This is a genomic window from Streptomyces sp. NBC_01217 (assembly GCF_035994185.1).
Taxonomy (GTDB): Bacteria; Actinomycetota; Actinomycetes; order Streptomycetales; family Streptomycetaceae; genus Streptomyces.
Map to the genome: position 1 here is coordinate 1,740,149 of NZ_CP108538.1, position 21,494 is coordinate 1,761,642.

General features: G+C 72.1%; 21 protein-coding genes. 5 read left to right on the forward strand and 16 right to left on the reverse strand.

Annotated features, from left to right (window positions below; genetic code table 11):
• Window positions 1-64: 64 nt before the first annotated feature.
• From pheT to infC, 7 genes are all read right to left on the reverse strand, one after another.
• A complete protein-coding gene (gene pheT / locus OG507_RS07535; RefSeq protein WP_327366363.1) occupies window positions 65-2,578 on the reverse strand; it encodes a phenylalanine--tRNA ligase subunit beta in 2,514 nt (837 codons plus the stop codon).
• Window positions 2,578-3,705, reverse strand: coding sequence for a phenylalanine--tRNA ligase subunit alpha (gene pheS, locus OG507_RS07540; protein WP_327366364.1), 1,128 nt, complete (start codon window positions 3,703-3,705; stop codon window positions 2,578-2,580). Before pheS ends, pheT begins: the two co-directional genes overlap by 1 nt.
• A 145-nt stretch (window positions 3,706-3,850) precedes the next feature.
• Window positions 3,851-5,020 (reverse strand): sensor histidine kinase, encoded by a 1,170-nt coding sequence (locus tag OG507_RS07545; RefSeq protein ID WP_327366365.1) that lies wholly within the window; start codon window positions 5,018-5,020, stop codon window positions 3,851-3,853.
• 89 nt (window positions 5,021-5,109) lie between these two features.
• Window positions 5,110-5,943 carry a TrmH family RNA methyltransferase gene (locus tag OG507_RS07550; protein ID WP_327371888.1) on the reverse strand — a complete coding sequence of 278 codons (834 nt, stop codon included), beginning with the start codon at window positions 5,941-5,943 and terminating at the stop codon, window positions 5,110-5,112.
• Window positions 5,944-6,051: 108 nt separating this feature from the next.
• On the reverse strand, window positions 6,052-6,435 hold the full coding sequence (gene rplT / locus OG507_RS07555; protein WP_143625552.1) for a 50S ribosomal protein L20: 384 nt from the start codon (window positions 6,433-6,435) through the stop codon (window positions 6,052-6,054).
• A gap of 109 nt (window positions 6,436-6,544) precedes the next feature.
• A complete protein-coding gene (gene rpmI, locus OG507_RS07560) occupies window positions 6,545-6,739 on the reverse strand; it encodes a 50S ribosomal protein L35 (protein WP_114243588.1) in 195 nt (64 codons plus the stop codon).
• A gap of 122 nt (window positions 6,740-6,861) precedes the next feature.
• Entirely contained in the window at window positions 6,862-7,599 is a 738-nt protein-coding gene (gene infC / locus OG507_RS07565) for a translation initiation factor IF-3 (RefSeq protein WP_442810953.1), read from the reverse strand.
• A 304-nt stretch (window positions 7,600-7,903) separates the two neighbouring features.
• On the opposite strand from infC, the gene OG507_RS07570 reads away from it, so the two are divergent.
• Window positions 7,904-8,266 carry a DUF1844 domain-containing protein gene (locus OG507_RS07570; RefSeq protein ID WP_327366368.1) on the forward strand — a complete coding sequence of 121 codons (363 nt, stop codon included), beginning with the start codon at window positions 7,904-7,906 and terminating at the stop codon, window positions 8,264-8,266.
• Window positions 8,267-8,391: 125 nt separating this feature from the next.
• Here OG507_RS07570 and OG507_RS07575 read toward each other — a convergent pair whose 3' ends face one another.
• Complete coding sequence (locus OG507_RS07575; protein ID WP_327366369.1) at window positions 8,392-9,147, reverse strand: SseB family protein; 756 nt, start codon at window positions 9,145-9,147, stop codon at window positions 8,392-8,394.
• Window positions 9,148-9,232: 85 nt separating this feature from the next.
• Between OG507_RS07575 and OG507_RS07580 the strand changes: the two genes are divergently transcribed.
• Complete coding sequence (locus OG507_RS07580) at window positions 9,233-10,141, forward strand: serine hydrolase (RefSeq protein WP_327366370.1); 909 nt, start codon at window positions 9,233-9,235, stop codon at window positions 10,139-10,141.
• A 39-nt stretch (window positions 10,142-10,180) separates the two neighbouring features.
• On the opposite strand, the gene mycP is transcribed toward OG507_RS07580, so the two are convergent.
• Window positions 10,181-11,380, reverse strand: coding sequence for a type VII secretion-associated serine protease mycosin (gene mycP / locus OG507_RS07585; RefSeq protein WP_327366371.1), 1,200 nt, complete (start codon window positions 11,378-11,380; stop codon window positions 10,181-10,183).
• A complete protein-coding gene (locus tag OG507_RS07590) occupies window positions 11,377-12,273 on the reverse strand; it encodes a hypothetical protein (RefSeq protein WP_327371889.1) in 897 nt (298 codons plus the stop codon). The genes mycP and OG507_RS07590 overlap by 4 nt, the downstream gene beginning before the upstream one ends.
• Before the next feature lie 469 nt (window positions 12,274-12,742).
• On the opposite strand from OG507_RS07590, the gene OG507_RS07595 reads away from it, so the two are divergent.
• Window positions 12,743-13,945 (forward strand): amino acid deaminase/aldolase, encoded by a 1,203-nt coding sequence (locus OG507_RS07595; RefSeq protein ID WP_327366372.1) that lies wholly within the window; start codon window positions 12,743-12,745, stop codon window positions 13,943-13,945.
• Window positions 13,946-13,947: 2 nt separating this feature from the next.
• Here OG507_RS07595 and OG507_RS07600 read toward each other — a convergent pair whose 3' ends face one another.
• The 4 genes from OG507_RS07600 to OG507_RS07615 are packed head-to-tail and all read right to left on the reverse strand — an operon-like array spanning window position 13,948 to window position 18,440.
• Window positions 13,948-14,883 carry a DUF2510 domain-containing protein gene (locus OG507_RS07600; RefSeq protein WP_327366373.1) on the reverse strand — a complete coding sequence of 312 codons (936 nt, stop codon included), beginning with the start codon at window positions 14,881-14,883 and terminating at the stop codon, window positions 13,948-13,950.
• A 9-nt stretch (window positions 14,884-14,892) separates the two neighbouring features.
• The gene (locus OG507_RS07605) at window positions 14,893-15,678 is read right to left on the reverse strand and encodes a 3-oxoacyl-ACP reductase (protein ID WP_327366374.1); all 786 of its coding nucleotides are present in this window, start codon (window positions 15,676-15,678) and stop codon (window positions 14,893-14,895) included.
• A gap of 6 nt (window positions 15,679-15,684) precedes the next feature.
• The gene (locus OG507_RS07610; RefSeq protein ID WP_327366375.1) at window positions 15,685-17,064 is read right to left on the reverse strand and encodes an aldehyde dehydrogenase family protein; all 1,380 of its coding nucleotides are present in this window, start codon (window positions 17,062-17,064) and stop codon (window positions 15,685-15,687) included.
• Window positions 17,065-17,072: 8 nt separating this feature from the next.
• Complete coding sequence (locus OG507_RS07615) at window positions 17,073-18,440, reverse strand: glutamine synthetase family protein (RefSeq protein ID WP_327366376.1); 1,368 nt, start codon at window positions 18,438-18,440, stop codon at window positions 17,073-17,075.
• 118 nt (window positions 18,441-18,558) lie between these two features.
• Here OG507_RS07615 and OG507_RS07620 point away from each other — a divergent pair, with 118 nt between their 5' ends.
• Both OG507_RS07620 and OG507_RS07625 read left to right on the forward strand, forming a co-directional pair.
• Window positions 18,559-19,254 (forward strand): FadR/GntR family transcriptional regulator, encoded by a 696-nt coding sequence (locus OG507_RS07620; RefSeq protein WP_327371890.1) that lies wholly within the window; start codon window positions 18,559-18,561, stop codon window positions 19,252-19,254.
• A gap of 153 nt (window positions 19,255-19,407) precedes the next feature.
• The gene (locus OG507_RS07625; RefSeq protein WP_327366377.1) at window positions 19,408-20,157 is read left to right on the forward strand and encodes a gamma-glutamyl-gamma-aminobutyrate hydrolase family protein; all 750 of its coding nucleotides are present in this window, start codon (window positions 19,408-19,410) and stop codon (window positions 20,155-20,157) included.
• Here the strand turns inward: OG507_RS07625 and OG507_RS07630 are convergent.
• Together OG507_RS07630 and OG507_RS07635 are read right to left on the reverse strand one after the other, a co-directional pair.
• Entirely contained in the window at window positions 20,108-20,446 is a 339-nt protein-coding gene (locus tag OG507_RS07630) for a hypothetical protein (protein WP_327366378.1), read from the reverse strand. The two genes, OG507_RS07625 and OG507_RS07630, sit on opposite strands and share 50 nt — an antisense overlap.
• Before the next feature lie 106 nt (window positions 20,447-20,552).
• Window positions 20,553-21,476 carry a LysR family transcriptional regulator gene (locus OG507_RS07635; RefSeq protein WP_327366379.1) on the reverse strand — a complete coding sequence of 308 codons (924 nt, stop codon included), beginning with the start codon at window positions 21,474-21,476 and terminating at the stop codon, window positions 20,553-20,555.
• Window positions 21,477-21,494 lie beyond the last annotated feature (18 nt).

The window sequence follows — 21,494 nt, forward strand, 5'->3', positions numbered from 1 at the left end:
CGGCGAGCACGGAAGGGGCGTATCCGGTCGTCGGATACGCCCCTCCTTCATGATGTGCGGCGCGTCATGCGCCCCGCAGCACCGCGCCCGTCCGCTCGGCGGCCAGGGCCACCGCGGCATCGCGCGCGGCCGAGGCCTCGTCGACCGTCAGCGTGCGGTCCGCCGCGCGGAAACGCAGCGCGTACGCCAGGGATTTGCGGCCCGCACCGATCTGATCGCCGGTGAAGACGTCGAACAGCCGCAGCGATTCGAGGAGTTCACCCGCACCGGCACGCAGCGCCTGCTCGACCTCGGCGGCGGGAACGCCCTCGGCGACGACCAGCGCGACGTCCTGGGTCGCCACCGGGAAGGCGGAGATCCGGGGCGCCCGGAGCGCGCCGTCGGCGGCCTGCTCCAGGAGGTCGAGCTCGACCTCCATGGCGCAGGTGCGCTCCGGCAGGTGGAGCTCCTTGATGACACGCGGGTGCAGCTCACCGGCGTGTCCGAAGAGGGTCTCCTCGCCGTTCACCGTGAGGTAGAGCGCGGCGCAGCGGCCCGGGTGCCACGGCGCGTGCTGGTCGCTGCGGACGGTCACCTCGACACCGGCCTCGCGGGCGATCGTACGGGCGGCCTCGATGGAGTCCGCCCAGTCGGCCGGGCGGCCCTTGCCCCACCAGCCGGCCTGCTCGCGGGCGCCCGCGAGGACGACGGCGGCGCGGCGCGGCTGACGCGGCAGCGTGGCGTTGAGCCCGGCGATCTCCTCGTCGGTGGGACGGCGGTCGACGGGCAGCCGTGCGGCCTTCGTCTCGGTGCCGGTCGGCCTGAAGACCAGGCCGGTCTCGAAGAGCGCGAGGTCGTGGCTGCCGCGGCCGTCGTTGCGCCGCAGTGCGCCGAGCAGGCCCGGCAGCAGCGTGGTGCGCAGCGCCGGCTCCTCGTCGGAGAGCGGGTTGACGAGCTGGACCGTACGGCGGCGGGCGTCGTCGGCGTCGATCCCGAGCTGGTCGAGCACGGCGTCGCCGATGAACGGGTAGTTCAGCGCCTCGACGTAGCCGGCTCCGGCGAGCGCCCGGCCGACCTTGCGCCGCAGCCGCTGGCGGTCGGTGAGCCCGCGGCCGGACGGCGGCGTCGGGAGGGTGGAGGGGAGGTTCTCGTAGCCCTCCAGCCGGATGACCTCTTCGGCGAGGTCGTTCGGCTCGCGCAGGTCGGGCCGCCAGGACGGCACGGTGACGAGCAGCTCGTCCTGTCCGTAGACGTCGCAGCCGACCTGCTGGAGGCGGCGTACGACGGCCTCGCGGCCGTAGCCGACACCCGCCACCCGGTCGGGGTGGTCGGCGGGCATCGCGATGGTGTGGGGCGCGGACGGGGCGGTGACCTCGGTGACCCCGGCCTCGGCGGTGCCGCCGGCGAGCAGCACCAGCAGGTCGACGGTGCGCTGTGCGGCGGCGGCCGCGGCCTGCGGGTCGGCGCCGCGCTCGAAGCGCTTGGACGCCTCGGAGGACAGCTTGTGGCGGCGTGCGGTCCTGGCGATCGAGATCGCGTCGAAGTGCGCGGCCTCGATGACGACCTCGGTGGTGCTGTGCGCACCTTCCTGGACGTCCGCGATCTCCGTGTTGGCACCGCCCATGACGCCGGCGAGGCCGATCGGCCCGCGGTTGTCGGTGATGACCAGGTCCTCGGCGTCCAGGACGCGGACCGTGCCGTCGAGAGTGGTGAGCTTCTCGCCCTGCTGGGCGCGGCGCACCCCGATCGGCCCGTCGATGCGGGTGCGGTCGTAGGCGTGCAGCGGCTGGCCGAGCTCCAGCATCACGTAGTTGGTGATGTCGACGGCGAGCGAGATCGGGCGCATCCCGGCCTTCTGCAGCCTGCGCTGCAGCCAGATCGGGGAGCGGGCCTCGGGCTGCAGGCCGACGACGGTGCGCGCGGTGAACTTGTCGCAGCCGATCGGGTCGGCGACCTTGACCGGGTAGCCGAACGCGTTCGGCGCGGGCACGTCGAGGAGCGCCGGGTCGCGCAGCGGCAGCCCGTACGCGATGGCGGTCTCGCGCGCGACGCCACGCATGGACAGGCAGTAGCCGCGATCCGGCGTGACGGCGATGTCGAGGACCTCGTCGACGAGCTGGAGCAGCTCGATCGCGTCGGAGCCCGCCTCGTGCTCCGGCGGCAGCACGATGATGCCGTGGGTGCCGTCGTCGCCCATGCCGAGCTCGTCGGTGGAGCAGATCATGCCGTGCGAGGTCTTGCCGTACGTCTTGCGTGCGGCGATCGCGAAGTCGCCGGGCAGGACGGCGCCCGGGAGGACCACGACGACCTTGTCGCCGACGGAGAAGTTACGGGCGCCGCAGACGATCTCCTGCGGCTCGCCGGTGCCGTTGGCGTTGCCGACGTCGACCGTGCAGAAGCGGATGGGCTTCTTGAAGCCCTCCAGCTCCTCGATGGTCAATACCTGTCCGACGACCAGGGGGCCCTTGAGGCCGGCGCCGAGCTGCTCGACGGTCTCGACCTCCAGGCCCACGGCGACGAGCTTGGCCTGTACGTCTCGGCCGGTCTCCGTCGCCGGCAGGTCGACGTACTCCCGCAGCCAGGAAAGCGGGACGCGCATCAGATCTCCATCCCGAACGGCCGGGTGAACCGGACGTCACCCTCGACCATGTCTCGCATGTCTTCGACGTTGTGGCGGAACATCAGCATCCGTTCGATGCCGAACCCGAAGGCGAATCCGCTGTACTTCTGGGGGTCGACACCACAGGCGATGAGCACCTTGGGGTTGACCATGCCGCAGCCGCCGAGCTCGATCCAGCCCTCGCTGCCGCAGGTGCGGCAGGGGCGGTCCGGGTTGCCGACGGAGGCGCCGCGGCAGACGTAGCAGACCATGTCCATCTCGGCGGACGGCTCGGTGAACGGGAAGAAGTTCGGCCGGAGCCGGGTCTTCATGTCCGGGCCGAAGAGCGCCTGGACCATGTGGTCGAGGGTGCCCTTGAGGTCGGCCATGGTGAGGCCCTCGTCGACGGCGAGCAGCTCGATCTGGTGGAAGACCGGGGTGTGGGTCGCGTCGAGCTCGTCGGTGCGGTAGACGCGGCCGGGGCAGACGACGTAGACGGGGGGCTCGCGGTCGAGCAGGGTGCGGGCCTGGACCGGCGAGGTGTGCGTACGCAGGACGACACCGGACTCGTCGTTCCTGGCACCGTCGGCGCCCTGGACGAAGAAGGTGTCCTGCATCTGCCGGGCCGGGTGGTCGGGCACGAAGTTCAGGGCGTCGAAGTTGAACCACTCCGCCTCGACCTCGGGGCCCTCGGCGACCTCGTAGCCCATGGCCACGAAGACGTCCGCGACGCGCTCCATGAAGGTCGTCAGCGGGTGGCGGGCCCCGGCCGGGATGCGGTCGTGGGGCAGCGTGACATCCACCGCCTCCTCGACCAGCACGCGGGCGTCCCGCTCGGCCTCCAGCTCCGTCTGGCGGGCGGCGAGGGCCTTGCTCACGGCGCCGCGGGCCTGGCCCACGCGCTTGCCCGCCTCGGCCTTGGCCTGCGGCGGCAGAGCGCCGATCTCCCGGTTGGCGAGCGACAGGGGCGAGGTACCACCGGTGTGCGCGGTCTTCGCCTGGGCGAGCGCGTCGAGGTCACCGGCGGCGGCGAAGGCGGCGAACGCCTCGTCCCGCATGCGCTCGATCTCTTCCGGTTTCAGTGCCTCGACCTCTACTGGGTCGTACGACTTGTTCGGTGCCGACATCTCTTCCCGTGCTTCCGATTGGCTGGAACTGCGCTTACCGGGGCATACCCGGGACCCCCATGGCCCCGCTCGACGACTGGAGGACGCAAAGGTGCCAAAGGTCGAGTCTAAGGGTCATGGGATGTGTGGGAGGCCCGTGGGCTGCTCAGACCAGGTAGGCCGGCGTGCTCACGGGCAGAATAAATCGGAACTCCGCGCCGCCGCCGGGGCCGCGGCCGACCGTGATCGTGCCGCCGTGCGCCTCGACGATGCCCTTGACGATGTAGAGGCCCAGGCCCGTGCCGCCGCGCTTGCTCCCCCGCCAGAAGCGGGTGAAGACACGGCCCATCGACTCCTCGGGGATGCCGGGGCCTTCGTCGCTCACGGTGACGGCCGTTCCCTTCTCGTCGCTCTTCGCGGGTACGGATGCGGGTGCGACTGCAATGGTGACGGTTCCCTCGCCGTGGCGCACCGCGTTTTCCAGCAGATTGCCCAGCACCTGGTCGACCTTGTCCGGGTCGGCCCAGACCACGGGCAGCGGCTGGCAGGTGCGCACGAGGAAGCGGTCGGGGGTCTGGCCGTTCGCGGTGAGGGCCTGGACGTGGCGCTCGACGGCGGCGGAGAGGTCCACGGGCTGCCGCCGCAGCTCCAGCCGGCCGGAGTCGATCCGGGAGATGTCCAGCAGTTCGGCGATGAGCCGGGTGACCCGGCCCGCGTCGGCGTCGACGGTCTCCAGCATCAGGCGTTTCTGGTCGTCGGTGAACCGCTCCCACTTGGCGAGGAGGGTCGCGGTGAAGCCCTTGACGGAGGTCAGCGGGGAGCGCAGCTCGTGTGCGACCGTCGCGATCAGCTCGGCGTGGCTGCGTTCGGTGCGGCGGCGGGCCTCGGTGCCACGCAGCGAGATCACCAGGCGGCGCACGGGACCGGTCGGGCGCTCGCGTACGTACCGTGCGGAGACCAGGACCTCGCGGCCGCCGGGCAGCAGCAGATTGCGCTCCGGCTGGCCGACGCGGGTGGCGAGGCCGCCGTACGGATCGGTCAGGGCCCACCAGCGGCGGCCCTTGAGGTCCTCCAGCGGCAGCGCGTGCTCCAGGGGGTGGCCGAGGGCGGCGGCGCGGGGCACGGCGGTGATCCGGGAGGCCGCGGAGTTGAAGCAGACGACCCGGCCGTTCTCGTCGGCGATGACCAGGCCGTCGGGGAGGTCGTCGGGGTCGACGGTCGCGTCGACGGGCCCGATGTCCCGGCCGTCGGCCGGTTCGCCCTCCGTGTCCGGGCTCTCGCAGGCGCGCACGACGGCCGCGTGTGTCCCGCGCGGCCTGCTCATGCCGACAGCCATGTCCCACCTCTCGAACCGGTGCAGTGGGCCCCCGAGTTCGTCACCCTACTAGTCGTCGGTGACGGAGCGACACCCTGCGGGCGACGGCCTCAGCGGCGGGTGCGCTGGGCCCGTGCGGAGGCGTACAGACAGACGGCCGCGGCCGTGGCCAGATTGAGGCTCTCCGCCTTGCCGTGGATCGGCACCCTGACGACGGCGTCGGCCAGTGCCCGGGTCTCCTCCGGCAGGCCCCAGGCCTCGTTGCCGAAGACCCAGGCGGTCGGCCCGCCCATGGTCCCGGCGTCGAGCTCGTCGTCGAGGTCGTCGTCGCCCGCGCCGTCGGCGGCGAGAATCCGTACGCCCGCCTCCCTCAGCCCCTGCACGGCCCGCTCGACCGGGACGCCGACGGCGACCGGCAGATGGAAGAGCGAGCCGACGGAGGCCCGGACGGACTTGGGGTTGTAGAGGTCCACCGAGGCGTCGGTGAGCACGACGGCATCGGCTCCCGCGGCGTCGGCGCAGCGCAGCACCGTACCGGCGTTCCCGGGGTCGCGTACGTGAGCGAGGACGGCGACCAGCTTCGGCCGCGCGGCGAGGATGGCGTCGAACGGCGAGTCGAGAAAACGGCAGACACCGATCAGTCCCTGCGGGGTGACGGTCTGCGACACATCGGCGAGGACATCGCCGTCCGCGAGGTGGACCCGGGCGCCGGCCGCATGGGCGGCGTCGACGATGTCGGCGTACCGCTCGGCCGCCTCGACGGTGGCGAACAGCTCGATCAGCGTCGGTTCGCCGTCGCTGCCGCGGTGCTCGGCGGCCTCGCGCACGGCCTGCGGCCCCTCGGCGATGAACCTGCGCTCCTTGCCGCGGAAGTTGCGCTTTGCCAGCCGCCGGGCGGCGGTGACGCGCGGCGATCGCGGGGAGATCAGTTCGGGGGTGCCCATGGTCGGCGGCGAGCCTCTCTGCGTACGGAACATGTCGTGCAACGCACCGGACCCGCAGACGGCGAGCGCCTGCGGGTCCGGCTCAGAAACCGAGAAGTGCGACCTGGATCAGGCGGCCTTCGGGGCGTTGACGTCGCTCGGGAGGGCCTTCTGGGCGACCTCGACGAGGGCGGCGAACGCGTTGGCGTCGTTGACCGCGAGCTCGGCCAGGATCTTGCGGTCCACCTCGACGTTGGCGGCCTTCAGACCCTGGATGAGGCGGTTGTACGTCATGCCGTTCTGGCGGGCAGCGGCGTTGATGCGCTGGATCCACAGCTGACGGAAGTCGCCCTTGCGCTTCTTGCGGTCGTTGTAGTTGTAGACGAGGGAGTGGGTGACCTGCTCCTTCGCCTTGCGGTACAGGCGGGAGCGCTGGCCCCGGTAACCGCTGGCCTGCTCGAGGATTGCCCGGCGCTTCTTGTGAGCGTTTACTGCCCGCTTGACGCGTGCCACTTTTTAACTCCTTGTAGCGGGGCCGTGGTTGGACTCACACGGCCCGGAAACGAATTGGTCCCGGTCTGAGTCGAGGTCGCCGCCCCCGGATGCTCCGAGGGCCGCCGACTCACTTGCCGAGAAGCTTCTTGACCTTCTTGGCGTCGGCCGGGGCCAGCTCGACCGTGCCGGTCAGCGAGCGGGTCTTCTTGGACGACTTGTGCTCAAGAAGGTGGCGCTTGCCGGCGCGCTCACGGAGCACCTTGCCGGAGCCGGTGATCTTGAAGCGCTTGCTGGCACCGCTGTGCGTCTTGTTCTTCGGCATCGCGCCGTTCTCTCCTCGTCAGTGGCGCCCCTCTCGGTGCGGGCACCGGACAGCAGGGGCGTCAGATCTTGGTGGGAATTCCGGGGAGACCCGGGGCCGCCTGGATGGCGGCCCCCTTGAGGTCAGGCCTCGGAAGGTGTATCGGCCGGAGCCTCGGGCTGCGTTTCGGCGGCCTGGTCCGCGGCGTCGGCGTCGGGGGTGGAACCCTGACGCTCCGCCTTGCGGGCGGCCTGGGCCTCGCGGGCCTCGGCCATGGCTTCGGTCTTCTTCTTGTGCGGGCCCAGAACCATGATCATGTTCCGGCCGTCCTGCTTCGGGTTGGACTCGATGAAGCCGAGTTCCTCCACGTCCGAAGCGAGACGCTGGAGCAGTCGGAAGCCCAGCTCGGGGCGTGACTGCTCACGACCACGGAACATGATCGTGATCTTGACCTTGTCGCCCTGCTTGAGGAACCGGACGACGTGACCCTTCTTGGTGTCATAGTCGTGCGGGTCGATCTTCGGCCGGAGCTTCATCTCCTTGATGACCGTGTGCGCCTGGTTCTTGCGCGCCTCACGGGCCTTCATGGCCGACTCGTACTTGAACTTCCCGTAGTCCATGAGCTTGCACACGGGCGGACGGGCGGTCGCCGCCACCTCGACCAGGTCGAGGTCGTACTCCTGTGCGAGTTCCAGGGCTTTGGCAAGCGGAACAATCCCGACCTGCTCGCCGCTGGGACCGACAAGTCGCACCTCGGGAACGCGAATCCGGTCGTTGATGCGGGGCTCGGCGCTGATGGATCCTCCTCGGTAGCACCACGCGGCCGCCTGGCAGACAGCCACGTAACGTCTGTTTTCCTGAGACCAACCGCACCAGCACATCAAAAATGCCCCGGACGGGACACAGGCGGGGCTCCTGGCAAACCGGAACACCGCCGCGGTCAACCGCGGGGCGCATCGGGCGGCTCCATCGTCCGTACGGAACGATGGGCGCCACCTGACCGGTGACCCGCCGTCCGAAAGGACAGCCAGGTGGGAGATCGGAGCCTCCACTTGTGGGCCGGGCACATAGCTGCCCAGCCGGTCGTTACACAAGGTTAGCAGCTCCCCCGGGCGTACGCTAACCGGCCGTCGTGCACCGCTCCCGCAGACGGGGCGGCGTCGGGGTGGGCCTATCGTATGGCGCATGAGTGACGCGACCCCCACCAACGATTCCCCCGGCTTCGACGACATGACCCGCGACATCGCGGAGGTCCCCGCGGTCGAGGTGATCGTGACGGTCGCGGTCAATCTGATGAGCGCCGCCGCCGTGAAGCTCGGACTCACCGAGGACGGCGACAAGCACAAGGACCTCGACGAGGCCCGCAAGCTGGTGCACGCGCTGGCCGGTCTGCTGGACGCCAGCACCACCGAGATCAGCTCCTTCCACGCGGCTCCGCTGCGTGACGGCCTGAAGTCCCTGCAGCTGGCGTTCCGCGAGGCGTCGCTCGTACCGGACGAGCCCGGCCAGGGCCCGGGCGAGAAGTACACCGGCCCCGTCTTCGGCTGAGCCCGCGCCGCGCGCCTGCCCTTCTACCCCCTGCCCCTTATTGCCTCGTAATTGCCTCGTAATTGCCTCGTACAAGAACTGAGCCCCCTGCCCTTCGTGGGCAGGGGGCTCATGTCGTCGGGCGATCAGCGCGTGAACAGGGCCTCGCCCGGCGTGGCCGCACCGGCCGGGAGCAGCGCCAGGTCCAGGCCGCGCACCAGGCGGGCGCGCAGGACCTCATCGGCCGCCAGCCGTTCCGCGACCCGGCGGGCCGCGTGGGCGGGGTCCGCGCCGGGTGCCAGGACGAGGGCGAGGGTGCCGTCCGCCCGGCCGGGGCCGAGGTGGGCGCGCACCACCGCGGGCTCGGCGGCGACCGCGTCCCGTACGGCCCCGGTGACCGCCGGGTCGTCCAGCGGGTCGGCGCTGGTGCGGCCCTCGGCGAGGGCGAGCAGTGCGGAGCCGGTCAGCTCGAACGCGACCGGTCCTGCGAGATCGAGGACGACCGTGTCCGCCTTCTCGTGCGCGGCGGCCTGCAGCGCCTGGTGCAGGGGTACGGCGACGGGGCGGGCCTGCGGGTCCCAGCGGGCCAGCGAGGCGGTCGAGGTGAAGGCGGGCAGGGCGCGGCGGTCCCCGGCCTGGAGGGTGGGCACGGCCATGTCGCTGGTCTTCTCGCGGCGCAGCCCGCCCTTGCGATGAGCTTCGTGCCCCTCCTGAGCGACCTCCTCCACTTCGCCGAGCACGGCGACGACGGGGACCAGGAGCCGGGCGCCCTTGAGTGCTTCGAGCACCGGGCCGACGGCCTTGCGGTCCTCGGCCCAGGCGGCGAGTGCCGCGGCCAGGGACGGGTCGGCCGTGCCGTCGTCGTCGGAGTAACCGGGGTCCGGAATGTTCTTCAGCGCCACGGGGCGAGCGTAGTCCCTGGGGTTTCTCAGCCTGGCAACAGGTCGGGCTCAGCCGGTTCTCAGGTGCCGTTCCTAGCGTCCGGGCATGTCCCGAAACAGATTCCGCGGCTCCGCCCTGTCCGCGTCCGTGACGGCCGTGGCGGCCGTGATCCTGCTGACGGGTTCGGCCGGCCGGTCCGGCGATCACTCTCCCCGCGCCTCGGCCTCCGTATCGTCCGTACCGTCGATGCGGACAGCAGGGGCCGCTCCGGTCCCGGCGACGACGAGTGAGGAGCCGAAGGTGGATCTCGACGCGGCGCTGGCGGCGGCGGTGGAACCGCTGCTGGCCGACGCGGGTGACGCGGAGCTGTCCGTCGCGGTGCTGGACACCGGGAGCGGGGCGCGGGCGGTCTACGGGGACGGGGCGTTCGACACCGCCAGCATCGTCAAGGTCGACATACTCGCGGCCCTGCTGCTCGGGGCGCAGGACGACAAGCGCGCGCTCACCGCCGTCGAGCGCGGCTACGCGACCGCCATGATCGAGCGGAGCGACAACGCCTCCGCCACCGCGCTGCTGCGGGCGATCGGCGGGCCGGAGGCACTCGACGCGGCCAATGAACGCCTGGGCCTGACCGGGACGGCGGCGGCGCACGCCTGGGGGCTGACCCGGACCACGGCGGCGGATCAGCTCACGCTGCTGAAGGCGGTGTTCGGTACGGAATCGGAGCTGAGCGAGGCTTCCCGTACGTATCTGCAGGGGCTGATGGGCCAGGTGGAGGCCGACCAGCAGTGGGGGGTGTCGGCGGCGGGCAGCAGCTGGGCCCTGAAGAACGGCTGGATGCCCCGGACGACGACCGGGCTGTGGGACATCAACAGCATCGGCCGGGTGAGGTCGGGCGGCCGCGTCTATCTGGTGGCGGTGCTCTCGGGCGGACACCGGACGAAGGAGACGGGGATCGCACGCGTCGAGTCGGCGGCGAAGGCGGCGGTGGGCGTGCTCGGTGCCGCGGGATGAATGGGTGGTTGGTGCCGCGGGGTGAGTCGGCAGGCGTGGTCAGCGTCGCGTAGTGGGTGGTTTGCTGGGTCTGCCGCGCCACAGGACCACGGCCAGTGCGAGCAAGGCCGCTCCCAGGCCGCCTGCGGCGGGGGCCAGCCAGCCTGTGGGGGTGCCGTCGTGGTGCTCGGGGGTGGGGCCGGGGCCGAAATACCGCTTCCGGTAACCGGCCTCGGCGGAGTCGGCGCGCAGGCCGGCGGGGCGGAGCGCGGCTCCGGCCTTGATCGCCGCAGCCGGGTCGACGATGCCGTAGCCCCGGGCGTCGTCCCGGCCGGATGCCGGAGCGCTGCGGGCCGTGTCCATGAGCAGCTGCTTGATCTGGGCGGGCGTCAGCCCCGGATGCGCGGCGCGGACCAGCGCGACGGCGCCCGAGACGAACGCGGAGGCGGCGGAGGTGCCCCACTCCACGTAGTACTGATGGTCGGGGGCGGCGACGACGATGTCGACCCCGGGGGCGCTGACGGTGGCGTACCAGCGGCGGGTGGAGAACGCGGCATGGGTGCCGTACCGGTCGACGGCGGCGACCGCGATCACGCCGGGGTAGGCGGCGGGGTACGAGATGTGGTCGCCCTTCTCGCCTCCGTTGCCCGACGAGGCGACGAGGACGGCCCCCTTTTTCAGCGCGTACTGGATGGCGGCGTCCTCGCCCGGTTCGGGGTGCGCCGACTCGCTGTCGTCGCCGAGCGAGAGGTTGATGACGTCGGCGCCGTGGTCGGCGGCCCAGCGGATGCCGTCGGCGAGGGCCGTGCCGCGGGACTCCCGGGCCTTGGTGCGGGCCGGGTCGGAGGCTTCGAGGATCACCCGGACCGGGAGGATCTTCGCCTCGGGGGCGATGCCGAGCACTCCGTCGGCGCCGCCGACGCCGTGGCCGCGGCCCGCGATGATCCCGGCCATCGCGGTGCCGTGCCGGGCCCAGGACCGGTCGCCGCGGCCGGCGCCGAAGCCGATCATGTCCTTGCCGGGCAGTACCTGGCCCGCCAGGTCGGGGAGGCTGCCGTCGACCCCGGTGTCGACGACGGCGACGGTGATGCCCCTGCCCTTGGTGGTCCGCCAGGCCTGATCGGTGTGGAGCGCCTGCAGGCCCCACTGCTGGTCCCGTATGGCATCGGCCCTGGCCGGTGCCGCGGGCAGGAGCGCGAACGCGGTGGCGGCGCAGACCGCGCCCAGGGCGCGGCGGTGGCGGCGGGCGCGGCGGCTCATTCCGGCTTCTCCGTGAGGTCGGTGATAGTCCGGCGCAGCCCGCGTTCTATCCGGTCGGAGATTCCCTTGGCCTCGTGGCCGAGTCCGGCCTGGGCGGCGGCCGTGGTGGCGTTCACGGCCGTGGCCTTGCTGACGGGCTGCGGATCGGTGACCGTGCGCCCGTCGGCGAATCCGGAGACGGCGAACACGATGACGGGCGCCTCGGTCAGTATGTGGACGCTCCAGCTGGCGCGCTGCCGGTCGCCGAACCCGGCGGCGACCGTGCCCTTGGCGGGGTACGTGCGGGGCATCAGGTCGGTGCGCCGGTCGAGGTGCTGGTCGGTGAAGCGGGTGCTCAGCGCCCTCATGGCCTCGGTGTCGCCCTCGGTGAAGATCACCCCGACCGTGGTGACGCTGCTGCTGGTGGCGTCGGTATAGGTGGCGCGGAGCATGCGCGCGCAGCCGACCGGGCCGAGCGTCCTGGCCAGCAGCGGGTCCAGGGCTGCCCTGCAGCCGCTGTCCGGGGCGACGGCGATACGGGTCCAGACGCGGTCGGCGCCGCCGGGTCCGGCTCCGTTGCCGTTCAGGGTGCGCGGGAAGAGGGTGTCCACGGGGACGCTGTGCCAGGCGGAGCGGCCGACGGTGTAGGCGCTGTGGGCGGCGGGGTCGGCGGAGGAGTCGCTGGTGAGCCAGGCGCCGGTGGCCGCGCCGCCGATCAGTCCGAGCCCGAGCACGACACAGGCCGCGGCGGTCGCGGTCCTGGCGGGGTGGCGGGTGCGGATGGGGCGCAGCCGGGTGGTGGTCTCGGCGGGTGTCTCGGGGTGCGGATAGTGGTACGGGGGCTGGTACGCGTGCGGAGCGTACGCCTGTCCCGGCGGTGGCGGGGGCGTTCCCGGGCGCGGGGTGAGGTCCACGGCGCCGACGGATCGCCGACGGGTCCCGGCGGGCGGCTGCGCGGGGGGTACCGGCCGGAGCCGCGTGGTGGTCTCCACGGGCGGGACTTCGGGCGGGGGTGCGGGCGTCGGCTGCGGATGCCGGTCCGGGGCTCGCCGCTGCGGTGCGGGGACCGGGGCGGCCGGGGCCACGGACGGTGGTGTCTGTGGGCGCGGGGGAACGGGTGCGTTCGCGGCAGGTCCCGGCATCGGGGGCGGGGCCGTCGGCCGGGGCGGGACAGGAGCGCGCTGCGCCTCGGTACTCATCCGCCCCCCTGGTTCCGTTCCGTACCGCGCGCGGATCGACGTCACAGGCAGGCCCGTTGGTTGCCGCGTGCCCGTCACTCTACGGGGTGGAACGGCCCCGGTGGGAGCGGGACGTCCAGCCCCTGGACGAACTGCGCAGATCATCCCCCTACCCAGCGGTACGGACGTCTGGCAAGCTGCGGCCATGACTGTCCGCGCCGCTGACCGGACCCGTTACGACCGGGCCACCGCCCATCTGGACGCCCCGATCGCCATCGTCGATCTCGATGCGTTCGATGCCAACGCCGACGACCTGGTCCGCCGGGCCGCGGGAAAGCCGATCCGGGTGGCGAGCAAGTCGGTGCGCTGCCGGGCGCTGCTGGAGCGGGTACTCGCGCGGCCCGGGTTCGCCGGGATCATGTCGTTCACGCTGGCCGAGTCGCTGTGGCTGGCGCGGGCCGGTTTCGACGACGTACTGCTGGCCTATCCGTCGGCCGACCGGGCCGCCTTCGCGGAGCTGGCCGCAGATCCGAAACTGGCCGCCGCCGTGACGGTGATAGTGGACGACCACGCGCAGCTGGAGCTGATCGACGCGGCGCGGGCCGGTGGCCGCGAGGAGATCCGGGTCTGTCTGGAGCTGGACACCTCGCTGCGGCTGCTCGGCGGCCGGGTCAGGATCGGCGCGCTGCGTTCCCCGCTGCGCTCCCCCGCCCAACTCGCCGAACTGGCACGCTCGGTGGCGCGCAGGCCCGGCTTCCGGCTGGTGGGTCTGATGGCGTACGAGGGGCATATCGCCGGGGTCGGGGACTCGGTCGCGGGGCGGCCGCTGCGTTCCCGGGCGATCCGGCTGATGCAGGCCGCGGGCCGCAAGGAGCTGGCCGCCCGGCGCGCCGAGGTGGTGCGGGCGGTACGGGCGGTGGCACCGGACCTGGAGTTCGTGAACGGCGGTGGCACCGGCAGTGTGCAGCACACGGCTGCGGAGCACGCGGTGACCGAGATAGCGGCCGGTTCGGGGCTCTACGTACCGCGGCTGTTCGACAACTACACGTCGTTCACGGCGCGTCCGGCGGCGCTGTTCGCCCAGCCGGTGGTGCGCCGGCCGGGAGTGGGCGTCGTGACGGTCCTCGGCGGCGGCTATCCGGCGTCCGGGGCCGCGGGTGCGGACCGGCTGCCCGTGCCGTATCTGCCGGAGGGACTGCGCTACGACCCGCAGGAGGGGCCGGGCGAGGTACAGACGCCGCTGCTCGGCGCCCCGGCCGACGACCTGATGATCGGCGACAAGGTGTGGTTCCGGCACGCGAAGGCCGGTGAACTGTGCGAGCGCTTCGATGAGTTGCGGCTGATCGAGGGCGACCGGGTGACGGCGACCGTGCCGACGTACCGGGGCGAGGGGCTTGCGTTCCTCTGAGGTCAGGGGGCGACCGAGCTGCCGACGCCGCCGCTCGCCGCGCTGTCGTCGATCGGCCGGATCGCCTTGGTGATGGTGTCCATGAGGGAGAGCGGCGGGCCGTCGGGACCGGCGTCGAAGGCGTAGCGCACGATGATCAGTGACTCGCTGCCGACCGTCGAGGGGAAGACGAGCGGCTGCACGTAACCGCCGGGCCCCTTGGCGGTGGAGACCCGCCAGCGCACCTGATGGCCGGTGCGCCCGGCGACGCTCACGGACTCGGAGGCGAGTTGCCTGTGGGACGTGATGCCGCCGTGGATGCGGTCGCCGACGATGTTCTCCTCGTAGGCGCTGCCGGCGGCGGCGGTGATGTCCTGCTCGGCGAGTTCTTCGGCGGAGGTGATGTCCGTGCCGCTCGCGGTGCTGCTGGTCACCGTGCCGTGGTAGCAGAAGTCCGAGGAGTCGCCGGGGCAGGTGTAGGAGTCGGCCGTGCGCATGGTGAGGGCCTCTTCGACGGTCCTCTCGGGCTTCTCCCAGCCGTCGGGGATCGGCAGGGTGATGCCGTTGAGCTGGTCGACGAGGACCTTGGGGTCGTCCTCGGCCGCCGACGGGCCCGGTGACGGGGTGTCGCCGGTGGTGGGGAGCGGTGCGGAGCTGCTGGGCCCGGCCTTCGGCCGCGTACCGCCGTCGCCGTCCCTGCCCAGCAGGACGGCTCCGGCGACGGCCGCGCCGATGACGACGAGTCCGGCCACGGCGAGCGCGACGATCCGGGTGCTGCCACCGCTGGTCGCCGCGCTGCCGCTGCCCTGTGCGTACCCGACCGGCTCGGGCGGCCCGAACTGCTGGGGTATGGACGGGACCGGGCGGGTGTGCGCGGTCCATGCCGTCCCGTCCCACCACCGTTCGGCGCCCGGTGTCGCGGCGTCCGGATACCAGCCGGGCGGTGTCGTGTTGCTCATCCCGCCACTCTAGAGCGGGGTGACGTACGCCCCCGAGATCCCTCCGTCGACGAGGAAGTCGGTGGCGTTGACGAACGAGGAGTCGTCGCTCGCGAGGAAGGCTACGGCCGCCGCGATCTCCGTCGCTTCGGCGAACCGGCCGACCGGGATGTGGACGAGCCTGCGGGCCGCGCGTTCCGGGTCCTTGGCGAACAGCTCCTGGAGCAGCGGGGTGTTGACCGGTCCCGGGCACAGCGCGTTGACCCGGATGCCTTCGCGGGCGAACTGCACGCCGAGTTCGCGGGACATGGCGAGGACGCCGCCCTTGGACGCGGTGTACGAGATCTGGCTGGTGGCCGCGCCCATGATCGCGACGAAGGAGGCGGTGTTGATGATCGAGCCGCGGCGCTGGCGGCGCATATAGGGCAGGGCGGCCTTGCAGCAGAGGTAGACGGAGGTGAGGTTGACGTCCTGGACGCGCTTCCAGGCCTCCAGTCCTGTGGTGAGGATGGAGTCGTCGTCGGGCGGGGAGATACCCGCGTTGTTGAAGGCGATGTCGACGGAGCCGTAGGTGTCGTACGCGGCCTTGAAGAGCGCCTCGACCTGTTCGGGATCGGTGACATCGGTGCGTACGAAGATGCCGTCGGCCTCCTCGGCGGCGGCCTTGCCCGCGGTCTCGTCGATGTCCGCGCAGACGACGTGGGCGCCCTCGGACGCCAGGCGGCGGGCGGTGGCGAGGCCGATGCCGCTGGCGGCTCCGGTGATGACGGCGGTGCGGCCGACCAGGCGGCGGCAGATGTTGTCGGTGGTGGTCATGGTGGCTCAGGCCTCCGTGCTGAGGAAGACGTTCTTGGTCTCGGTGAATGCGGTGAGCGCGTCGGGGCCGAGTTCGCGGCCGAGACCGGACTGTTTGTAGCCGCCGAACGGGGTCCAGTAGCGGACGCTGGAGTGGGAGTTGACCGACAGGTTCCCGGCCCGGACCGCCTGCGAGGCGCGCAGTGCGCGGCCCACGTCACGGGTCCAGATCGAGCCGGCGAGGCCGTACTCGGTCGCGTTGGCGAGCCGGACGGCGTCGGCCTCGTCCTCGAAGGGCAGGACGACGGCGACCGGCCCGAAGACCTCCTCGGTGGCGACGGGCGCGTCCGGGCGGGCGTCGGTGAGGACGGTCGGCGGGAACCAGAAGCCGGGCCCTTCGGGTGCCTTGCCGCGGAGGGCGGTCGCGCCCTCGGGGACGTAACCGCGCACCCGTTCCAGTTGTGTCCGCGAGATCAGCGGGCCCATCTGGGTGTTCTCGTCGGACGGGTCGCCCACGACGACCGATTCGACCGCGGGGGCCAGGAGTTCCAGGAAGCGGTCGTACGCGGATCGCTGGACCAGGATGCGGGTGCGGGCGCAGCAGTCCTGGCCCGCGTTGTCCAGGAACGCCATGGGTGCGGCGGCCGCGGCGGCCTCGATGTCGGCGTCGGCGAAGACGATGTTGGGGCTCTTGCCGCCGAGTTCGAGGGTGAGCCGCTTCACGCGGTCGGCGCACTTGGCCATGATCTGTTTGCCGACCCGGGTGGAGCCGGTGAAGACGATCTTGGCGACGCCGGGGTGTTCGACCAGGGCGTTGCCGGTCACCGCGCCCGCGCCCGGCAGCACCTGGAGGAGGTGTTCGGGAAGCCCCGCGTCGAGGGCGATCCCGGCCAGCCGCAGGGCGGTCAGCGGGGTGGTCTCGGCGGGCTTGAGGAGTACGGCGTTGCCCGCGGCGAGGGCGGGGGCGAGGCCCCAGGCGGCGATCGGCATGGGGAAGTTCCACGGTGCGATCACGCCGATGACGCCGAGGGGTTCGAGCAGGGTGATGTCGAGTCCGCCGGGGACCGGGATCTGACGGCCGGAGAGGCGTTCCACTCCCCCGGCTGCGTAGTCGAGCAGATCGCGGACGTTGGCCGCTTCCCAGCGGGCGTTGCCCAGGGTGTGGCCGGCCTCCTGGACCTCAAGACGGGCCAGTTGTTCGGCTTCGCCGTCGACGGCGGTGGCGAAGCGGCGCAGCAGCCGGGCGCGGTCGGCGGGGGCGAGGGCGGCCCAGGTGCGCTGGGCGGCCGCGGCCCGGGCGACGGCCGCGTCGACCTCGGCGGCGGTGGTGGAGGGGACGGTGGCGAGGAGTTCTTCCGTCGCCGGGTTGAGCACCTGGTGTTCCACCGGGTGGTCGTGCGTGGTCACGGGGTGCCTCACAGGCGTTCGAAGGAGCGGCGGAGCTCCCAGTCGGTCACTGCGGCGTCGAAGGCTTCGAGTTCGACGCGGGCCATGTTGCGGTAGTGCGCGACGACGTCCTCGCCGAAGGCCGCCCTGGCGATCTCGCTCCTCTCCCAGAGTCCGGCGGCTTCGCGCAGCGTGGTGGGGACGTGGTCGTAGTCGGCGGCGTAGGCGTTGCTCTCGCACGGCTCGGGGAGTTCGAGGCCCTTCTCGATGCCGTGGATGCCTGCCGCGACCAGTCCGGCGACGGCGAGGTACGGGTTGACGTCCCCGCCGGGCAGCCGGTTCTCGAAGCGCATCGAGCGGCCGTGGCCGACGACGCGGAGCGAGCAGGTGCGGTTGTCGTGGCCCCAGGCGACGGCGGTCGGGGCGAAGGAGCCCGGCTGGAAGCGTTTGTAGGAGTTGATGTTGGGTGCGTAGAGGAGGGAGAAATCGCGCAGGGCGGCCAGCTGTCCGGCGAGGAAGTGGCGCATCACCTGGGACATGCCGCCGTCCTCGTCCGCCATGACGTTGCGTCCGGTCCCGTCGGTGGACCGGAGCGAGAGGTGGATGTGGCAGGAGTTGCCCTCGCGCTCGTTGAACTTGGCCATGAAGGTTAGCGCGACGCCCTCCTGGGCGGCGATCTCCTTGGCGCCGGTCTTGTAGACGGCGTGCTGGTCACAGGTGACCAGGGCCTCGTCGTAACGGAACACGATCTCGTGCTGGCCGGGGTTGCACTCGCCCTTCGCGGACTCGACGGTCAGGCCCGCGGCGGTCATCTCGTTGCGGATGCGGCGCAGCAGCGGTTCGACGCGGCCGGTGCCGAGGACGGAGTAGTCGACGTTGTACTGATTGACCGGGGTCAGATCGCGGTAGTTGCGGTCCCAGGCCTGCTCGTAGGTGTCCTTGAAGACGATGAATTCGAGCTCGGTGCCGACATGGGCGGTGTAGCCGTGCTCGGCGAGACGCTCCAGCTGGCGGCTCAGGATCCGGCGGGGTGCGGCGGTGACGGGCGAGCCGTCCTCCTGGGTGAGGTCGGCCATGACCATGGCCGTGCCCTCGTTCCAGGGCACCGGGCGCAGGGTGGAGAGGTCGGCGTGCAGGGCGAAGTCGCCGTAGCCGCGCTCCCAGGAGGACATCTCGAATCCGTCGACGGTGTTCATGTCGGTGTCGACGGCGAGCAGATAGTTGCAGGCCTCGGTGCCGTGCTCCACCACCTCGTCGAGGAAGTGGCGGGCGGCGAACCGTTTGCCCTGCAGCCGTCCCTGCATGTCGGGGAAGGCGAGGACGACGGTGTCGATCTCACCGCTTCTGACGAGGACGCGCAGCTCCTCGATCCCGAGCGGTGGTGTGCGGTCTGCCACGGGATGCTCCTCCTTCGGTCAGCCGGAAGGCTTAAGGTATGCGAGAGAACCATTAATTGTGAAGGGACATCGGGACGTGGCCGGGGAAGTCGGGGAAAGCGAGTTCATCGACCGTCTGATGCCCGTTCTGCGCCCCGTCCGGGCGGGGAACGGCTTCGAGGAGGCGCTGGAGCAGATCCTCCAGGTGGTCAGGCTCGGGCTCGTGCCCGGTGGCGGGCGGCTGCCGGCCGAGCGCGAGCTGGCCGAGCTGCTGGGGATCAGCCGGGTCACGCTGCGCGAGGTACTGAAGGTGCTGCAGGACCAGGGCCTGGTGGAGAGCAGGCGCGGCCGGTACGGCGGCACGTTCGTGCTGCCCCGCACCGGCAGCCCCGGCGAGGACGAGCTGCGCCGGAGGGTGGAGTCCGTCGACATCGAGGACGTGCTGCGCTTCCGCGAGGTACTGGAGGCCGGGGCGGCGGAGCTGTGCGCCGCGCAGGGGCTGACGGACGAGGGGGCCGACCGGCTGCGTACGGCTCTGACGGCGACTCACGAAGCACCTCTGCCCGAGTACCGCAGGCGCGACACCCTGTTCCATCTGACCCTGGCCGAGCTCTCCGGCTCCGCGTCCCTGACCGCGCAGTACGCGGCCGTCCGGGCCACCGTGAACGATCTGCTGGACTGCATACCATTGCTCGTGCGGAACCTGGAGCATTCGCAGCATCAGCACGCGAGTCTCGTCGAGGCGGTTCTCGACGGGGACGCGGAGGCCGCGCGTGCGGTGATGCGCGAGCACTGTGCGGGTACGGCCGCGCTGTTGCGCGGATTCCTGGTCTGAGCGGATTCCTGGTCTGAGCGGATTCCTGGTCTGAGCGGGGCCGTTGATTCCGTTTCTGTGCCGAGCGCCGGAAACGTAAAGGTATTCTCTGCCACCATTGGCACCATGGAACCGAGCCCGCCCGCCCAGGCGGCCGACCGGAGGGACCGCCCCGTGTCCGAACCTCTCATCGGCGTCTCCACCTATCTGGAGCCCGTGGCCCGCTGGGGCGTCTGGGAGCTGCCCGCCGCCCTCCTCCCGGCCGCGTACCCGCGCATGATCCAGCGGTCCGGCGGCCTGGCCGCGCTGCTCCCGCCGGACGACCCGGCCCGGGCCGCGGCCGTGGTGGCCCGGCTGGACGGCCTCGTCATCGCGGGCGGCGCCGATGTGGAACCCGGACTGTACGGCGCGGAGCGCGACTTCAGGACCGGTCCCCCCGCGCAGGAGCGCGACGCCTGGGAACTGGCGCTGATCGGGGCCGCACTGGAGTCCGGCACCCCACTGCTCGGCATCTGCCGTGGCATGCAGCTGCTCAATGTGGCGCTCGGCGGAACCCTGACCCAGCACCTCGACGGGCACGCCGGGCCGCTGGACACGAGCGGAGTCCTCGGCGCGCACCCGGTGAAGCCCGTGCCGGGGACGCTCTGCGCGTCGATCGTGCCTGCGGAGTCCGCCGTTCCGACGTACCACCACCAGTGCGTGCTGCGGCTCGCGCCCGGTCTGGTGGCCTCGGCCCACGCGGCGGACGGCACGGTCGAGGCGGTCGAACTGCCGGGACCTCAGTGGGTGCTGGGGGTGCAGTGGCATCCGGAGATGGGCGAGGACCCACGGCTGACGCGGGCGCTGGTGGCGGCGTCGAAGGCCGGCCGCCGGGTCACACCCAGCCGCGGTGCCGGGCGTACCACCCCAGCTGGATGCGCGTAGTGGCCCCCGCCTTGACCATCAGGGCCTGGATGCGGCGCTGCACGGTGCGCGCCGAGACCTTCACCTGCGCGGCCGGCCGGCGGGCCTGGTCGGCGGGCAGCTTCACGGGAAGGCCGTTGACGACGTTGCGGTAGCGCTCTTCCACTGACAGCCCGATGCCGGCGGCTGCGGCCGCGTCGACGAAGGTCCGCGGCGGCGTGCCCGGGAACGGCGGACGCGAGCAGCACGAGGGCAGCCGCTGCCGATATCGAGTATCTGTACATGCGCGTCGATACAGTGCGACGCTCACCGGCGCATCAATGGCTCACGCTGTCGGCTTCGCGACTTGGCGGCTTCTCGCCACACCCGGGCATCGCGCGGCACCGGTCCGAAACCCTCGGCGCGCCGGTCCCCCGCTACGCGCCCCGCCCCGTCAGTGACAGCAGATCGCGGGCCGGGCCCGCCGGACGGTGGCCCGCGGGCCACACCGCGCGCAGTTGGCGCCGCAGCCGCACCCCGGCGATCGGGATCTTGACCAGGCGCCGGGAGGACAGCTCCTCGCCCAGCGCCAGTTCGCTCAGCACACACGGTCCCGCCCCGCTCTGTGCCGCTCCCTTCACCGCGGTCGTCGAGGAGAGTTCGAGCAGGGGCTGGGCGAGGCCGCCGTGCACGGCCAGGGCCGCGTCCAGGACCTGGCGGGTGCCGGAGCCGCGCTCGCGCAGGATCAGCGGGGTCACGGCGAGTTCCTGCGGGGTCAGCGGGGTGAGGCGGCGGGCCCAGGCGTGGGACGGGGCGACCACGACGACCAGGCGGTCGTGGGCGACGACCGTACCGTCGAGTCCTTCCGGCACGGACAGGCCCTCGACGAATCCGAGGTCGGCCTCGCCGATGAGGAGCCGCTCCGCGACCGCCGCCGAGTTCCCGGCGAGCAGGGAGACCGCGGTGTCCGGCCGTTCGGCGCGCAGCGCTATCAGCCAGCCCGGCAGCAGGTATTCGGCGATGGTCATGGAGGCGGCGACCCGCAGCCGGGAGTCCCGCCGGTCGCGCAGCGCCTGCGCGCCCGCGTCGAAGGCCTCGGCCGCCTCGACGATCCTGCGGGCCCAGTCGGTGACGAGCGCGCCCGCGTCGGTGAGCCGGGAGCCGCGCGGCGAGCGGTCCAGCAGGGCCACGCCGAGCTGCCGCTCCATCGACCGGATGCGGCTGCTGGCGGCGGGCTGGGTGACGCCGACGTCCCGTGCCGCGCGCCCCAGGCTGCCGTGCCGGGCGACGGCGAGCAGCAGCTCCAGCGCACCGAGGTCGGGGACCCGGTGGGAGAGGGGAACATGTTCTTCACCGGTCATAAAGCCACCTTATGACCT

Bases quoted from the DNA above. Each gene is read 5' to 3' on its own strand.
- OG507_RS07600 (WP_327366373.1), bottom strand. From the start codon at position 14,883: ATGAGCAACACGACACCGCCCGGCTGGTATCCGGACGCCGCGACACCG.
- OG507_RS07550 (WP_327371888.1), bottom strand. From the start codon at position 5,943: ATGGGCACCCCCGAACTGATCTCCCCGCGATCGCCGCGCGTCACCGCC.
- OG507_RS07580 (WP_327366370.1), top strand. From the start codon at position 9,233: ATGTCCCGAAACAGATTCCGCGGCTCCGCCCTGTCCGCGTCCGTGACG.
- OG507_RS07545 (WP_327366365.1), bottom strand. From the start codon at position 5,020: ATGGCTGTCGGCATGAGCAGGCCGCGCGGGACACACGCGGCCGTCGTG.
- OG507_RS07635 (WP_327366379.1), bottom strand. From the start codon at position 21,476: ATGACCGGTGAAGAACATGTTCCCCTCTCCCACCGGGTCCCCGACCTC.
- rpmI (WP_114243588.1), bottom strand. From the start codon at position 6,739: ATGCCGAAGAACAAGACGCACAGCGGTGCCAGCAAGCGCTTCAAGATC.
- OG507_RS07605 (WP_327366374.1), bottom strand. From the start codon at position 15,678: ATGACCACCACCGACAACATCTGCCGCCGCCTGGTCGGCCGCACCGCC.
- pheS (WP_327366364.1), bottom strand. From the start codon at position 3,705: ATGTCGGCACCGAACAAGTCGTACGACCCAGTAGAGGTCGAGGCACTG.
- mycP (WP_327366371.1), bottom strand. From the start codon at position 11,380: ATGAGCCGCCGCGCCCGCCGCCACCGCCGCGCCCTGGGCGCGGTCTGC.
- infC (WP_442810953.1), bottom strand. From the start codon at position 7,599: ATGTGCTGGTGCGGTTGGTCTCAGGAAAACAGACGTTACGTGGCTGTC.
- OG507_RS07595 (WP_327366372.1), top strand. From the start codon at position 12,743: ATGACTGTCCGCGCCGCTGACCGGACCCGTTACGACCGGGCCACCGCC.
- OG507_RS07620 (WP_327371890.1), top strand. From the start codon at position 18,559: ATGCCCGTTCTGCGCCCCGTCCGGGCGGGGAACGGCTTCGAGGAGGCG.
- OG507_RS07570 (WP_327366368.1), top strand. From the start codon at position 7,904: ATGAGTGACGCGACCCCCACCAACGATTCCCCCGGCTTCGACGACATG.
- pheT (WP_327366363.1), bottom strand. From the start codon at position 2,578: ATGCGCGTCCCGCTTTCCTGGCTGCGGGAGTACGTCGACCTGCCGGCG.